At 63.9% G+C, this 14671-nt stretch carries 12 protein-coding genes; 2 read left to right on the forward strand and 10 right to left on the reverse strand.

The genetic code is table 11. The features are described 5' to 3' along the window. Positions 1 to 25: 25 nt before the first annotated feature. The 6 genes from KIO76_RS07430 to KIO76_RS07455 form a co-directional block, all read right to left on the reverse strand. Positions 26 to 1186 carry a mandelate racemase family protein gene (locus KIO76_RS07430; RefSeq protein ID WP_213322268.1) on the reverse strand — a complete coding sequence of 387 codons (1161 nt, stop codon included), beginning with the start codon at positions 1184 to 1186 and terminating at the stop codon, positions 26 to 28. A gap of 438 nt (positions 1187 to 1624) precedes the next feature. Next, positions 1625 to 2218 (reverse strand): CarD family transcriptional regulator, encoded by a 594-nt coding sequence (locus tag KIO76_RS07435; RefSeq protein ID WP_213322270.1) that lies wholly within the window; start codon positions 2216 to 2218, stop codon positions 1625 to 1627. A 345-nt stretch (positions 2219 to 2563) separates the two neighbouring features. Continuing rightward, positions 2564 to 2902 (reverse strand): ferredoxin FdxA, encoded by a 339-nt coding sequence (fdxA, locus tag KIO76_RS07440; protein ID WP_213322272.1) that lies wholly within the window; start codon positions 2900 to 2902, stop codon positions 2564 to 2566. A 357-nt stretch (positions 2903 to 3259) separates the two neighbouring features. Then, on the reverse strand, positions 3260 to 3571 hold the full coding sequence (locus KIO76_RS07445; RefSeq protein WP_291976101.1) for an RNA-binding S4 domain-containing protein: 312 nt from the start codon (positions 3569 to 3571) through the stop codon (positions 3260 to 3262). Further along, complete coding sequence (locus KIO76_RS07450) at positions 3568 to 7026, reverse strand: helicase-related protein (protein ID WP_249729527.1); 3459 nt, start codon at positions 7024 to 7026, stop codon at positions 3568 to 3570. Before KIO76_RS07450 ends, KIO76_RS07445 begins: the two co-directional genes overlap by 4 nt. Before the next feature lie 397 nt (positions 7027 to 7423). After that, entirely contained in the window at positions 7424 to 8275 is an 852-nt protein-coding gene (locus KIO76_RS07455; RefSeq protein ID WP_213322276.1) for a DUF3108 domain-containing protein, read from the reverse strand. Positions 8276 to 8563: 288 nt separating this feature from the next. Here KIO76_RS07455 and rpmB point away from each other — a divergent pair, with 288 nt between their 5' ends. Both rpmB and KIO76_RS07465 read left to right on the forward strand, forming a co-directional pair. Beyond that, positions 8564 to 8860 carry a 50S ribosomal protein L28 gene (gene rpmB, locus KIO76_RS07460; RefSeq protein WP_213322277.1) on the forward strand — a complete coding sequence of 99 codons (297 nt, stop codon included), beginning with the start codon at positions 8564 to 8566 and terminating at the stop codon, positions 8858 to 8860. 130 nt (positions 8861 to 8990) lie between these two features. Beyond that, positions 8991 to 9614 (forward strand): queuosine precursor transporter, encoded by a 624-nt coding sequence (locus tag KIO76_RS07465; protein WP_213322278.1) that lies wholly within the window; start codon positions 8991 to 8993, stop codon positions 9612 to 9614. Between the two features lie 99 nt (positions 9615 to 9713). On the opposite strand, the gene KIO76_RS07470 is transcribed toward KIO76_RS07465, so the two are convergent. The 4 genes from KIO76_RS07470 to KIO76_RS07485 form a co-directional block, all read right to left on the reverse strand. Further along, on the reverse strand, positions 9714 to 10796 hold the full coding sequence (locus KIO76_RS07470) for an esterase-like activity of phytase family protein (RefSeq protein WP_213322279.1): 1083 nt from the start codon (positions 10794 to 10796) through the stop codon (positions 9714 to 9716). Between the two features lie 9 nt (positions 10797 to 10805). Next, positions 10806 to 12707: a cobaltochelatase subunit CobT gene (gene cobT, locus KIO76_RS07475; RefSeq protein WP_213322280.1), complete on the reverse strand. Its 1902-nt coding sequence runs from the start codon at positions 12705 to 12707 to the stop codon at positions 10806 to 10808. 50 nt (positions 12708 to 12757) lie between these two features. Beyond that, on the reverse strand, positions 12758 to 13744 hold the full coding sequence (gene cobS / locus KIO76_RS07480) for a cobaltochelatase subunit CobS (protein ID WP_213322282.1): 987 nt from the start codon (positions 13742 to 13744) through the stop codon (positions 12758 to 12760). Positions 13745 to 14041: 297 nt separating this feature from the next. Further along, the gene (locus KIO76_RS07485; protein WP_213325128.1) at positions 14042 to 14665 is read right to left on the reverse strand and encodes a J domain-containing protein; all 624 of its coding nucleotides are present in this window, start codon (positions 14663 to 14665) and stop codon (positions 14042 to 14044) included. Positions 14666 to 14671: the final 6 nt, after the last annotated feature.

Here is a 14671-nt window from a genome sequence, read left to right on the forward strand (position 1 = left end):
TCCTTCGGGTGAGCCGTCCCGGTGATCAGCGGTATGCGCCGTCCACCAGATTGGCGTCGATGAAGTCGAAATTGATGTCCTCACCCAGGCCCGGCCTGTCGGAGAGATGCACGAAACCGTCGGCGTCCATGGGATCCGAGAGGCTGTGCAGATATTCGGCACCGTCATCATATTCGAGGAAGGGATGAAGGAGCCCGCGCTCGTACCAACGGCAATTCTTGGCGACTGCAGTCACGATGAGATTAGCCGCGCCATTGCCGTGCACTTCGCAGTTCATGCCGAAGGATTCGGCGAGATGCATGGACTTGAGCGCAGGTGAGATACCCCCCACATCGTGCACCCCGGTGCGGAGAATATCGCAGGCTTTTGCCGAGGCCCATTCCGCACGGGTGAAATGCTTGCCCGCCGCGCTTTCGGGGCCGAGCACCGGGATGTCCAGCGCCGCCGTCAACCAGGCGTAGGAGGACTGGCTCTGCTCGTCCATCGGCTCCTCAATCCAAGCGAAGCCGAGCTTTTCCAGCCCTCGGCCGAGCTCGTAGGCTTCCGTGCGCGAATACCAATGGAATGCATCTATCATCAGGTGGATGTCAGGCCCCACGGCTTCGCGTACGGCGGCGCAGGCCTTGAGATCGGCTTTCACGTCCGGTGCCCAGGACACTGGCGGCATCCAGGTGTGCAGCTTGATGCCCTTGTAGCCACGCTTCACCAGCATTTCCGCAAAGCGCCCATAGTCCTCGGGGGTGGCGAGGCCCCCTTCGAGCTCGTCGCCGCACATCGTGGAGCCGTAAGCGGGGACCTTGTCCCGATACGCGCCGATGAGCTTGTAGACCGGTAGCCCGAGCTTGCGCCCGGCGAGATCCCATAGGGCGCAATCGACGACGGCAAGTGTCCGATCCGTGAGCTGAGCCGCGCTACCGCGTTGCCAGTGGGCGAGCTCCTGCCACAGCCGCTCGCGGTCGAAGGGGTCCTGGCCCAGCAGCACGCGCTTCACGAAGGCTTCGATCAGGTGCGGTCGCACGACCTCCGGCGTCGCAAAGCAATGGCCCTCGGTCCCATCATCGCACACGATGGTGAGCAGCGCCTGTCTCACCTTGTGCGGTTCGCCGGGGTGCGCGTGGCCGGCCGAATCCTGGTGGCGGCGTGTCGTGTGACGAAATACGCGGACCTTGATATCGACGATCTGCATCAACGCCGCCCCCCGGATATCTCTGGCGATGCATGCGACCGTAACAACTTATATGACAACCGACAAGCACGGTTTGCGCAGGGCAGAGGCGGAGGCGGCGCGTAGGCTGTCGTCAGCTTCGTGCGGGAACAGGGTCCCGCGTGGAACGCTGTGATGGCCTCGATAGCGCCATGAACGCTGCAGGCTCAGCTTAGGGCAACGGACGTGCCGCGTAGCGTGCCGATCTGGAGAATTTGGCAACGCCTTCAAGAAGCACTGGCGCCGCGGTGCCCTAAGCGGGGGCGGCCACAAAGGTTGAGAACGTCGCAAACGGGACGGCGAGGCCGTGGAACGGTCATCCACACATGGAGGTCTGCGCGGGACGCAATGGTCCCTTCCGCTAAAAAAAGCCCGCCCTCTTTCCGGAGGGCGGGCTTTGAACAAACGCGAGGCGAAGCCTTACGCGGCTTCGTCCTGCAGGTCCTCTTCGTCCGCCTCGGCTTCCGCGTCAGCTGGCGCGGTCTTCGTGGCACGACGCGGGGCCTTGGCGAGCGCATCGTCGATCAGCTTCATGGCTTCGGTCTCGGTGATCTCATTGACCGCCGAGATTTCGCGCAGAATGCGATCGATCGCCGCTTCATAGAGCTGGCGCTCGCTGTACGACTGTTCCGGCTGGGCGTCCGAGCGATAAAGATCGCGGACAACTTCTGCGATGGCGATGAGATCACCGGAGTTGATCTTCGCCTCGTACTCCTGAGCCCGGCGCGACCACATCGTACGCTTCACGCGGGCACGACCGGTCAATGTCTCAAGGGCCTTGCCGACAAGCGGCGACTCAGCCAATTTGCGCATGCCGACGCTCGCCGCTTTCGCGGTCGGGACGCGCAGCGTCATCTTGTCCTTCTCAAAAGTGATGACGAACAACTCGAGCTTGTAGCCTGCCACCTCTTGCTCTTCGATGGCGACGATTTGTCCGACGCCATGAGCGGGATAGACGATGGATTCACCCGTCTTGAATCCCTGACGCTGGGCGGTCTTCTTGGCACTCGTCATGATAGTGATCGCCTCCTGATCGCGTTCGCTTCAGACCGAACGCTACTGTCGCAGACCGGCTTAGGCCGGCCGGCACGCACGCAAAAAATTGCCACGACGTGCAAGAAACTCACACGCTGACATCAGAGCCGATAGGGAAACACGACACCCCGCGAGCTAGACGCCTGAATAGGGTCTGCCGACTGCATTCATGTCATTGCTTATTGAACCCGTAACAACAGGGCAGCAAAAGGCGCCCATGGCGTTAATCGACCATGAGGCATACCCTAACACAAAAAACGGGGGAAATCAAAGGACTGCCGGGCTGATCGCCTCGCAAGGCAACGATCAAGCCTTTAATCGTGATCAGTCGCTCTGACCAGGATTCGGGGAGAAGTACGCTTCGAGCTTATTAGGCACGCCGTCCATGTCCTTTGCGTCGGCCGGCGGCTCCCCCTTCTGCGAAATGTTTGGCCAGGTTTTCGCGTAATCCGCGTTGAGCTTCAGCCAGGACTCCAGTCCCGGCTCCGTATCCGGTTTGATAGCCTCAGCGGGGCATTCCGGTTCGCAGACGCCGCAATCAATGCATTCGTCGGGATGAATGACGAGCATGTTCTCGCCTTCATAGAAGCAGTCCACCGGACATACCTCGACGCAGTCCATGTACTTGCAACGAATGCAGTTATCGGTGACGACGTAGGTCATCGACCTCTCCGCTGACGAGCTGGCGAGGCCCGCAGCCCCTGTTTGAACGCAATACCGCAATCCGGCGGCGCTTCGATGGTCGAAACGCGCTCGTGATCTAAAACCAAATGCAAGCCCTTACAAGAGTGGACTTGTCGCACGAGCGAGCGATTGGTCATATAAATACCAGCATAATTTGTATTTAGGAGATATTGTTGTGATTTTTCTGTAAATAAGGTGCCGGCCTGTGCGGGTCAACCCCTCTGCACGCTGTCGCGCTGTTCGAGTGCCCGGTTCGCGGCGGAGTTCCGAAGAAAGGTGAAAGCCGGCACGGTTGCCGGCAAAACATATGGGCCGATCTTTGTGTGGAGCGGCCTGCTAGTCCTCCGTCGCGGTGTCTGCGGCCGTGATGATGCCTTCTGTCCGATCACGATAGAGCGTTCGCGCTTCCGGTGCTGGGCCGCGGCGATGCCCAAGCGCCAACACCTCCACGACGAGAGTGGCATGTGCCAGCGCCAGCGTCAGAATGTCGCCGGGCTTGATGAGACGGTCTGCGCCGTCCAGCCGTCGCCCATTCAAGCGCACATGTCCGCTCTCAACGAGCTTGCCGGCGAGGGTACGGCTCTTGGCCATGCGCGCATGCCACAGCCATTTGTCGATCCGTATCCGCTCGCCGGACGCAGGCTTCACCCTTTGCGGCCCGCGCGGGCTTCAAGCTCTTCCTTGAGCGCGAGGAGCTTTGCGAAAGGCGAATTGGGATCAGGCGCCTTGTCGGCGCGCGGTTGTGGCCGATCCTGCCAGTTACCGCTTCTGCCGCCGCGATGCCCGCCGCCGCCTCCGCTGTCGGGCCGTCCGCCTTCCTTGCCAAAAGAGCCGCCGCCGCGCTTGCCGCCCTTGCCAAACTCACCTTTGCCGAACTCGCGCCCACCTTCGCGATTGGGAGCTTTCGCCTTCCAGTCGCGCTTCGGACGATCGCCGCTGGTATTATCGCGCTGCTGCCGGTGGGAGTGTCCCTCGCGGGATTGCCCGTCTTGGGCAACGGTTGTGCCCGCTTCTCCCTGTGGAGCACGTCGCCCCTGGCCTTGATTGCGCTCCCCAGCCCGTCGGTCTGAACGCCCTTCGCCGGGTGCGCGGTCATTGCGCCGGCGCGCTTGAGCATGGTGATTCTGGCGGTGCGGCCGCCACACCTCGATCATTTCAGGCTCTGTCGGCTCGACCGCGGCCGGCTCTACCTGTGCTGATTCGTCCTCCGGCGCAGGCGCAGCCTCGGCCACAGGCGCGTGCTCCGCGGTGACCGGCTCGGCCGCCGTCGCTTCCGCCGCCGCAGCATCTGTCTCGACCTCGGCCATCGCATTCGTGGTGACGCTTGCCTCCGCCTCAACAGCGGCCTCTACGGCCGTTTCAGCCGCGGGTTGCTCGTCGGCCTCTGCCGCGAGTGGCATGGACGCCGTATCGTTCGGGCTGTCGGCGGCTTCGGCGACGGAGGCAGCGTCCGCCATATCGGCCGCCAGCTCGGTCTCATCGACTGAAACGGTTGCCTCTCCGGTCCCCGCGTCCGGGGCCTCGGCCTGCGCGGGCGCGGCGGCTTCAGCAGCCGCCTCGGCACCCGATGCCCCTTCCGCGGCAGGGCGAATGAGCTGGGGAGCCGGTACCAGCGGGACGGTGATGGCCGGGCCGGGGCGCCGGTCGACCACGTAGCCGAGAGATTTCAGAATAGATGAGAAGTCTTCACCGGAGCAGCCGGCGAGCGACGTCATGCCGACTGTCACCACGAAACCGTCGCCGTCGGCTGCGCCAGCCGGAGGCTCGCCAGGGGTCGTGCCCGGGCGATAGCCAATCGCCGGCCGGATCAGGTCCGCCAGGCGCTCGAGGATGTCGATACGGACGGCGCGGCCGCCGCAGACGCGGAAACCGGCGGCGCGATAAAGCCCGCGCGGCACTTCCGTGTCAGCTGGGAAAGACGTGCGGCCTGAAGCGGCGAGATGGGGGATCTCGTCGAGGCCCTTCACATCAAGCCCGCCATGCTTCAACGCCCAGAGCTGGGCTGCGAGGCCGCGCGGAGCTGGCTTCAGCAGCAGCGGCAAATAAAGATGGTAGGCGCCGAAGCGCACGCCGTAGCGGCGGAGCGCCGCGCGCCCGTCCTGGTCCAGCCCCTTTACGTCCTGCGCGACGCGGGCGCGTTCCAGAACGCCGAGCGCCTCGGTGATCTGGAAGGCGATGCCGCGGGCGATGCCGGGAATGTCGGCGGCTTCCTCGAGAGCGATCAGCGGGCCGAGGAGCTTGGTGATATGCGCCTTGATCCAGGTCTGGAGACGCGCATCCACCTTGTCGCGCGGCGGCCCGGACAGTTGTTCGTCCGCCAGCAGCCTGAAGCGCGGGGTGAGCAGCTTGTCGCCCGCCACGAGCTTGGCGACAGCTTCGCCCATCCAGCGGATGGTGCCATCGTTGGCCAGGACAAAGGTATCGTCCGGCGCCTGGGAAAAGCGCTCGGCACGGGCCTCAATCTCGCCAGCGAGGGCCTTCTGGGCCGCCGCCCTCAATGCCTTGGCCTCCTGGCCATCGGCCTGGGGATCTGGGGCAAACTGAAATCCGTGCAGCCGACCGACATGCTGGCCTTCGACCAGGACGTCGCCGCTGGCGGTCACTTCCGCTTCGAGCATCGCATTCTCTCTCAAGCGCCGCATGAGTACGCTGGTCCGCCGATCAACGAACCGGCTCGCCAAACGCTCATGCAGAGCATCCGACAGCTTGTCCTCTACCTGACGGGTGGCCTCCTGCCAATGCTCAGGATCACGTAACCAGTCGGGACGGTTGGCAACGAAGGTCCAGGTTCGCACCTGCGCGATGCGGGCCGAGAGGGTGTCGATATCCCCATCGGTCCTATCCACCAGCGCGACCTGCCGACGAAACCAGTCATCCGCTATCACGCCCTGGGTCATCAACGCACGGTAAATCGTCACGATGAGATCGGCATGCGCGGCCGGCGCCACACGCCGATAGTCCGGAATGCGGCAGACCTCCCACAGCTGTGAGACGGCTTCAGCTCCGGTTGCGAGCCGCCGGATGTCGTCATCACGAGAGGCGATCTCGAGCGCATTCACGTCGTCGGCGAGTGGCGCGCGAGTCAGCCCCTTCTCGGTCGGCAGAACGGCCAGGCTCGCCTGCAAGGCGCCGAGCGAGCGGAAGTTGAGGTCCGCATTACGCCATTGCGCCACACGGACCGGGTCGAAGCTGTGGCTTTCCAGCGCTTCCACCAGCTCCGCGTCGAAGGGAGGGCAACGTCCGGTCGTGCCGAAGGTGCCGTCCCGCATATAGCGTCCCGCCCGTCCCGCAATCTGGCCGAATTCCGCGGGATTCAGCTGGCGGAAGCCAAAGCCGTCGAATTTGCGGTCGCCGGCGAAGGCGACATGGTTGACCTCGAGATTGAGACCCATGCCGATGGCGTCGGTGGCGATGAGATAGTCAACCTCGCCCGATTGATAGAGCGCGACCTGCGCGTTCCGCGTCCGCGGGCTGAGCGCGCCCAGCACGACGGCAGCGCCGCCCTTCTGGCGCTTCACCAGCTCGGCGATTGTGTAGACCTCCTCCGCCGAGAAGGCGACGATGGCCGAGCGCGGGGGCAACCGCGTGATCTTCTTTTCGCCGGTGAAGGTCAGCGTCGACAGGCGCGGGCGTGAAACGATGTTGGCACCGGGGATGAGCGTCTCCACCAGCGGACGCATGGTAGCGGCGCCAATGATCAGCGTTTCCGCATAGCCGCGGCGGTTGAGCAGCCGGTCCGTGAAGATATGACCTCGGTCAAGATCTGCAGCGAGCTGGATCTCGTCGATCGCGCAGAACGCGACATCGAGATCGCTGGGCATCGCCTCGACGGTGGCGACCCAGTAGCGCGCGCTAGGCGGCTTGATCTTTTCCTCGCCGGTGACGAGCGCGACGGCATCAGCGCCGACGCGCTCCACCACCCGACCATAAACCTCGCGCGCGAGCAGCCTCAGCGGCAGGCCTATGACGCCGCTGGTGTGGCTGACCATCCTTTCGATAGCGAGATGTGTCTTGCCGGTGTTGGTGGGGCCGAGAACCGCGGTCACACCGCGCGCCCGCATCTGCGGTGAGAGCGACCGTGCTGCCGTCAGGGATGAAACCATGAAACCCGATGCCGTAGAGACTGGACGGAAACGCCGTGACCGCAACTCCCGCAACGGCCCTGAACGATGTGGCTCGCCTTCTGTATCACATCGATACGTAAAGCGCGGCTGAATTTATGCATTGGAACGAGTCTAGAACGAATCGCGGCCGAATCGCTGACTCCTGCAGAATCAGGTTTCGTTCTCACACGAAATATAGTGGTTACCGTGCTGAATAGACACAAGCTAAATACAGGTATCACACGACGATCGACTGGTTAGGCTGACTTGAGAACGCAGCGAAGCGTGAGATGGCCTCGAATGTTCTCGGTGCTTATCGCGGCCGCGCATCGCCGTGGCTGCCGGAGAGTTGCCAGCCAGCTGCCTATAGCGGCTCCCGCGGGACCTTGCCTTTTGTTCAGTTCCGCGCGCGGACCGGCATTTGAGGATTGTTGCCGTTCACATTCACGCGGGTGGCCTCGATGACCGTCGTGCCGAGTGGGGTGCGCACCGAGATACGATAGGGAATGAAAACGCGGTCTTCGCCGACGGGCATCAACCACGCCTCCATATCCTTGTTGTTTTCCATGAATTTGGTGGCTGTCCGGTCGGCCCGATGGCCAGAGATGGGCAGATAGCGCGCCCGGCATACGGAAACGGGGCCAGAGTAGGTTGGACTGCGCACAGTCTCCTGGCGAGCGTAGGACAGCTTCACGTCAAAGCGCGTGGCGCCGTCGAAGATAGGAATCGTGCGATTGCAGGCGGCCTCGCTCGACGCGTTCCGGGACGACGCCGGCATCAGCAAGGCAGAAAGTGGATCGACCACGCCGCGCTTGTTCTGCTCGGTCACCGGGATCCGGTCCGGTCTCGGTTCGATCGGGGGCTTGATCTCGACGGCCTGCACGCTGCCGCCGGCCAAAGCCATGCGGACAGTTATCGACTTTTCCGAGTTGGCCGTGGTCACGGCGAAGGTCGTGGGCACGATGCGGTCGCCCGAGATGCTGCCGGTCGACGTGGCCGCCCCCTTGCCGCCCGTGATGACGCCAGCCAAGCCCGTGAGCTGCGACCAGACATCGAGTTTATACTGATCTTTCAGCACGTCAGCCTTGATGGCGGCGACCCCGATTTTCAGGCCGAGCAGGGAAATATCGTAGTTGGCCTCGATCGACGCGGCGCTCGCAGGGAGTGGCGCGAGCGCCAAGATCCCGAGCATCGCCCGGCGAAAGCCGCTCGCCGCATAGCCAGCCTTGCTTTTCCAACGCCGGATCATACTGTTGCACTCTCCATCGCGCGACACCCGGGATCCCGCGATCTCACATGTCGGCACCCGCCGCGAGCCGAATCGCTCGCCTTTGTCGGATGAAAATCCGTTCGAATCGTGACGCATCTTGCGTCCGATCGCAACGAAATCGCGCAGGATCCTTGACGGTGCCTGATCACATCTACTATACACGCGCAACTTTCATTCAGACATCGGCGCCTCTTGGCCCGGCTGAGGTCGGGACCAGCTGCTGTTAGCTTTGCAAGAGTGCACCAACCAAGTTAAGGACTAAGCGTCATGGCGCGCCGCTGCGAACTCACGGGTAAGGCCGTTCTGTCTGGTCACCTCGTGAGCCACTCCAATCGCAAGACCAAGCGGAAGTTTCTTCCGAATCTGGTCAATGTGACCCTTCAGTCGGAAGCGCTGAGCCGCGGCATCAAGCTGCGCATCTCGGCTGCGGCCCTGCGCTCGGTGGAGCACCGTGGTGGGCTTGATGCCTTCCTCGCCAAGGCGCCGGAGACGGAGCTGGCTCAGAACCTGCGTGTCCTGAAGCGCGAAATCGCCAAGAAGCAGACGGAAGCGGCTGCCGGCTGAGGCTGGGAAGCTTCTACGCCTCTGGGCTTTGCTGCAAGATGATCGCGCTGACGTCGTCGGCGCGATTTTTGCTGTTTGCATCCCGGCCCGTCTGCCGCGGGTCATGATGCCGAAAGGGTGGTTTGAGCCGATGGACAGCACGCGCACATTCACGAGCCTTGTATCGCGGCTTTGGCTGCCCGTGACGGCGATGGCGGCCATCGTCGTCCTGTCCAACGTGGCGGTGCAATATCCGTTCACGCCCTTCGGCCTTGCCGACTATCTCACCTGGGGTGCTTTCACCTATCCCGTTTCGTTCCTGATCACCGATCTCACCAATCGGCGCTATGGGCCGAAGCTCGCGCGCCGGCTGGTGATCGTCGGCTTCATCATCGCAGTCATCGCGTCCATCGCGGCGGCGAGCCCGCGTATTGCGATTGCCTCGGGCACGGCCTTCCTGGTCGGTCAGCTGCTCGACATCTCAGTGTTCAACAATCTGCGACGCCTTGCCTGGTGGCGTGCACCGCTGATCGGTAGCCTCGTGGGCTCGGCGATCGATACCGCGCTCTTCTTCACGCTCGCCTTCGCCGGTGACGTTACGGATGTCGCGACATACGGCATCGCCGGCTTTGTGGTGACCGCGCCGGTCTGGGTGGCTTGGGCAGTAAGCGATTTCGTCGTCAAGGTGGCGATGGCGCTGCTCATGCTGCTGCCCTATGGCGCGCTACTCAACGTTGTGCTTCCGGCGGAGCGGTTCCAGCGCAGCGCGGGCTGATAGGCTTGTGCCGAATTGCTGCGAGGGCGGCACATCCTCCCCGGTTGCAACGTTCGGATTTCTAGGGGTGAACGCCGGCAAATCGTTGTCGTGTTTCAGCTATTGCGCCTTTACCGGCGGCGCGATCGATGCGGTTTCTGGCGGCAGCAGGGCGAATTCCAGCAGCAGGGAGCGCTGGAACATCGAGAAATTATCGTCTGATATCAGCGTGAGGATGGTTTCGCCGGCGGCGTTCCGGTGCGCGGCCAGCCCTTCCATGTTGTCGATTTCGGCGGCAAGATCTGCCGTCAGCAGGATTTCCCCATCGATGACGGCGCCGGGCCGCACCGCGGCGCGATCCACGAGGCGCAAGCGCGTAGCGAGGCTGAAGGGCGGCACATAGCGGCGCTCCAGCAGTACAAGGTCGCCGCCTGGCAGAAATGCCATGTCGGTGATGGCGAAGCCATCATGGCGGACGACGCTGAAGGTGCCTTTTCGCGAGCCGGTGAGGATGAAGCCGTCTGGCCCTCCGGCGCGCGGAGGCTCCTCCGCAATGCTCACCACGGCGCCCGCAACAGGACTTCCGGGGGGCGCGACACCAATCGATTCAAGGCCTCTGTTCCGGCCGAGCGCCTTTACCTCGCGTGGCAGCGGCACGGATTTGGCCGGGCCCCGCGGCCCCTCCTGACCCCAATCGAAGCGCAGCACCTCATGTGTGCGTTCGACGGGGATATAGGCCACAGGGCCTGCCATCGCGAGGCCTTCGGTATCGTAGGAGCGCGTGGAAGCGAGTGGCCGGCCGGTTGGCGAGGGGAGCTGGCCCATGACGGCGCGATCGAGGCCGACCATCCGCCCACCGGCCTCTATGACATCGGCGCTCAGCCAATAACCCTTGTCGGAAATGGCGGTGAGACGCCGCCCGTCGGGCGATCGCGCCAGGCCGGAAAAGCCGCCGAAGGCTGGGTGAGGGGACCGCAGTTGCAAACCGCCGCGGAATTCCAGGCGGCCGAAGCGCTGCCGATCTGGTGCGCTGCCTGTGAAAGCGGAGATTGCCGTTGCGTTGATCGCAATCGGCTCTGGCCCTTTCGCCAGAACCTCCGAGATGGCCGCGCCCTGCGGCACGGCGACCGCGACGGCCAGCATGGCGAGACCGATCCGCAGGGAGCGGTTCGTGGCCAGCCATGCGGGCGATCGTAGTTGCATGGCTTGCGATCAGGCGTAGGCCGAGCGGCGTGCACGCACACCGGCTCCACGCTTCGGAGCGGGCTTCTCCTCGAAGAGCTCGGCCAGCTTTTCCGTCATGACGCCACCGAGTTCCTCGGCGTCGACAAGCGTGACGGCGCGCCGATAATAACGCGTGACGTCGTGGCCGATGCCGATGGCGATGAGCTCCACGGGCGAGCGCTCCTCGATCTCGGCGATGACGTGCCGGAGATGCCGCTCCAGATAGTTGCCGGGGTTGACGGACAATGTGGAATCGTCAACCGGGGCGCCGTCGGAGATGACCATCAGGATACGTCGTTGCTCCGGACGGCCGAGAAGGCGCTTATGGGCCCAATCAAGCGCTTCGCCGTCGATATTCTCCTTAAGCAGGCCTTCCCGCATCATAAGGCCGAGATTCCGGCGCGCTCGGCGCCAGGGAGCGTCGGCAGCCTTGTAGATGATGTGGCGCAGGTCGTTCAGCCGCCCAGGGTTGACGGGCTTGCCATTCTGCAACCAGGACTCACGCGATTGTCCGCCTTTCCAGGCGCGCGTCGTGAACCCGAGAATCTCGACCTTGACACCACAGCGCTCCAGTGTGCGTGCCAGCACGTCCGCGCAGGTGGCTGCAACCGTGATAGGTCGCCCACGCATGGAGCCCGAGTTATCGATCAGCAGTGAGACGACGGTGTCCTTGAAATCGGTGTCTTTCTCGCGCTTGAACGACAGCGGCTGGAAGGGGTCCGTCACAACCCGCGAGAGGCGCGCGGGATCGAGCATGCCCTCCTCCAGATCAAACTCCCATGAGCGGCTCTGCTGCGCGAGCAGACGCCGCTGCAGGCGGTTCGCGAGCCGCGCCACTACACCCTGGAGATTGTCGAGCTGCTTGTCGAGATAGGAGCGCAGCCGCGCCAATTCTTCCGGATCACACAGCTCTTCGGCGGCGATGATCTCGTCGAACTGGTTCGTGTAAACGCGGTAGTCAGGGCCGCGCGGCTCGTTGTGCCGAGGCGGTGGTGGGCGCCAGGCCTCCTCGGCGTCGTCCTCCTCGAAGGCGTCGCTGTCGTCGGGTACCTCGCCCTGCGGCGCTTCGGCCGTTTCGCTGGTGCCGTCCTCCATCTCGTCGCTGGCTTCGTCCGTCAGCTCGATGTCACCCTGCTCGGCGCTGGCGTCCTCCTGCGATTCGCCTTCGCCCTGTTCCTGCTTGTCGCCCTCTTCCTGGCTGTCGTCGGATTCGTCCTGCTCGCCCTCTGTGTCGGCATCTTCGGCCATGTCGAGATGCGTAAGGAGGTCACGGATCCCTCTCGCGAAAGCGCGCTGATTCTCAATCGTGCCGAGCAGGCTGTCGAGATCCTTGCCAGCCTTCGCTTCAATGACGTCTCGCCAGAGATCGACAATGCCCTGGGCTGCTGCCGGCGGCGGGCGGCCAGTCAAACGCTCACGCACCATCAGGGCGATTGCATCCTCGAGGGGGGCGTCGTCACGGTCCGTGATGCCCTGCAGGTTCGCGCGCTGGAAGCGCTCCTCGAGCACGGCGGTCAGGTTGTCGCCGACCCCTGTCATCCGCCGGGCGCCGATTGCCTCGACACGTGCCTGTTCCACCGCATCGAAGATGGCGCGGGCCGCCGCGCCCTGTGGCGCCAGCTTGCGATGCGTCACATCGTTGTGGCACGCGAGCCGGAGCGCCATGGCGTCAGCCTGGCCGCGCAGCAGGGCCACGTCGTGGGGCGACATGCGCCGGGGGGGCTCGCTCAGGCGCGCCCGGCCGGGCGTCAGCGCCGGCTTGTCTGACGAGAACGCGACCTCCAGCTCCGGCTGCCGCGCGATGGCGCGCAGCGTCGTCGCTACGGCCTGCTTCAGCGGTTCTGTCGGCGCCTCCTTCGGCGAGGACGGCTTGCGATTGGAAATAGACATGGGTCTCCTGCCGCCGGCCGATTATGGCATCGGACGCGGCGGCTCCATCATCAGCTCAGGGCGACGTTCACGGTCGATTCCGGCAGCTCCTTGCCGAAGCAGCGCTGGTAGAACTCGGCGACCAGCGAGCGCTCGAGTTCATCGCACTTGTTGAGGAAGGTCAGCCGGAAGGCAAACGCGATGTCGTTGAAGATATCTGCATTTTCCGCCCAGGTGATCACCGTGCGCGGCGACATCACGGTCGACAGGTCGCCGTTGATGAAGGCGTTGCGCGTCATATCCGCCACGCGCACCATCTTGCTCACGGTGTCGCGGCCAGCCGCGTCGCGATAGTGCGGCGACTTGGCCACGACGATATCGACCTCGCGGTCGTGCGGCAGGTAGTTCAGCGTCGCGACGATCGACCAGCGGTCCATCTGGCCCTGGTTGATCTGCTGCGTGCCGTGGTAGAGGCCGGAGGTGTCGCCGAGACCCACCGTGTTGGCGGTGGCGAACAGCCGGAAGGCCGGATGCGGGCGGATGACGCGGTTCTGGTCGAGCAGCGTGAGGCGACCCGAAACCTCGAGCACGCGCTGGATCACGAACATCACGTCCGGGCGGCCGGCATCATATTCGTCGAACACGAGCGCGATATTGTTCTGCAACGCCCAGGGCAGCATGCCATCACGGAATTCGGTGACCTGCATTCCATCCTTCACCACGATCGCGTCCTTGCCGACGAGATCGACGCGGCTGACGTGGCTGTCCAGGTTGACGCGCACGCACGGCCAGTTGAGGCGCGCGGCGACCTGTTCGATATGGGTCGACTTGCCCGTGCCGTGATAGCCGGTGATCATCACGCGTCGGTTGCGGGCGAAGCCCGCGAGAATAGCGAGGGTGGTGTCCCGATCGAACAGATAGTCCGGGTCGAGGTCGGGTACATGCTCATCAGGCTCGGAATAGGCGGGCACTTCGAGATCGGTTTCGATGCCGAACACCTTCTGCACGGACAGCTTCATGTCCGGGATGCCTGACTTGTTCTCACTCGTCGCTTGCATAGGTCCTCTCACTCCGTCGCGGCAAGCTCATGCCGCTCGTGGGGCGACTCGCATAAGTTCTCACGCCGCCGATGCGATATCTCGCCACGATAACCATGGATTGCCGTCAGGTCTCTGCCAACACCCCTCCACAGCCCCAGGCCATGGAAGCGGCGGGCCGACAGCGACCCTGGAAACGAGATACAGGGCCGCGTGCAAACAGGCAAATGGGCGAGCACCTCGCGGGGCCAAAATAAGCCGCGGCAGAAGCGCCCGCCAGCGCTCGCACCAGCGTCGTGCTTTCCGGATCCGCCGTGGTCAGCACAATCCAAGTGCCTTCAACGTGTTGTAGGCGCGGATAATGGCTTGCAGCCGCTCCTCGAAGGCCCGGTCGCCGCCATTCGCGTCAGGGTGAAAACGCTTCACCAGCAACTTGTAGCGAGCCTTGATCGTGACGGCATCCACCCCTTCGTCGAGGCCGAGCGTGTCGAGCGCCTGCAACGCGGGCTTCGAGAGCCTTGGCTTGGCCTCCTCCTGGCGCGCGGCCTGGTTGAATGCCCGCGCCCCGAAGACACCGAACGGATCCTCCACATTGGCTCCGGCCGCCTTGCCATTCTCACTGGCCGAACGCGTGGCGCCGCGCGCTGCCGCGTTCATGCCCATCGTCCAGGTGGGGCGGTGGCCGAGGACGGCATCCTTCTGGAAAGCGGCAACCGCGTCATCGCTCATGCCGTTGAAATAATTATAGGACTGGTTGTAGGCGCGCACATGCTCGAGGCAGAAGCGCCAGTACTCGTTCTCGTGGCCGCGTCCCTTTGGCGCGCGATGATCACCCGGCTTGTCGCAACCGGGATGCTCGCACACATGTGTTGCCGCCGCCGCCGGCTTGCTGGCCGTCGACTTCACCCGGATGCGATCGAAGAGGCGCGAATTCAGATTCATGACCAT

The sequence above is a fragment of the Chelatococcus sp. YT9 genome (assembly GCF_018398315.1).
Taxonomy (GTDB): Bacteria; Pseudomonadota; Alphaproteobacteria; order Rhizobiales; family Beijerinckiaceae; genus Chelatococcus.

Excerpts from the sequence above, each read along its gene's own strand:
- KIO76_RS07430 (WP_213322268.1), bottom strand. The coding sequence starts at position 1,186 with ATGCAGATCGTCGATATCAAGGTCCGCGTATTTCGTCACACGACACGC.
- KIO76_RS07435 (WP_213322270.1), bottom strand. The coding sequence starts at position 2,218 with ATGACGAGTGCCAAGAAGACCGCCCAGCGTCAGGGATTCAAGACGGGT.
- fdxA (WP_213322272.1), bottom strand. The coding sequence starts at position 2,902 with ATGACCTACGTCGTCACCGATAACTGCATTCGTTGCAAGTACATGGAC.
- KIO76_RS07450 (WP_249729527.1), bottom strand. The coding sequence starts at position 7,026 with ATGGTTTCATCCCTGACGGCAGCACGGTCGCTCTCACCGCAGATGCGG.
- KIO76_RS07455 (WP_213322276.1), bottom strand. The coding sequence starts at position 8,275 with ATGATCCGGCGTTGGAAAAGCAAGGCTGGCTATGCGGCGAGCGGCTTT.
- rpmB (WP_213322277.1), top strand. The coding sequence starts at position 8,564 with ATGGCGCGCCGCTGCGAACTCACGGGTAAGGCCGTTCTGTCTGGTCAC.
- KIO76_RS07465 (WP_213322278.1), top strand. The coding sequence starts at position 8,991 with ATGGACAGCACGCGCACATTCACGAGCCTTGTATCGCGGCTTTGGCTG.
- KIO76_RS07470 (WP_213322279.1), bottom strand. The coding sequence starts at position 10,796 with ATGCAACTACGATCGCCCGCATGGCTGGCCACGAACCGCTCCCTGCGG.
- cobT (WP_213322280.1), bottom strand. The coding sequence starts at position 12,707 with ATGTCTATTTCCAATCGCAAGCCGTCCTCGCCGAAGGAGGCGCCGACA.
- cobS (WP_213322282.1), bottom strand. The coding sequence starts at position 13,744 with ATGCAAGCGACGAGTGAGAACAAGTCAGGCATCCCGGACATGAAGCTG.
- KIO76_RS07485 (WP_213325128.1), bottom strand. The coding sequence starts at position 14,665 with ATGAATCTGAATTCGCGCCTCTTCGATCGCATCCGGGTGAAGTCGACG.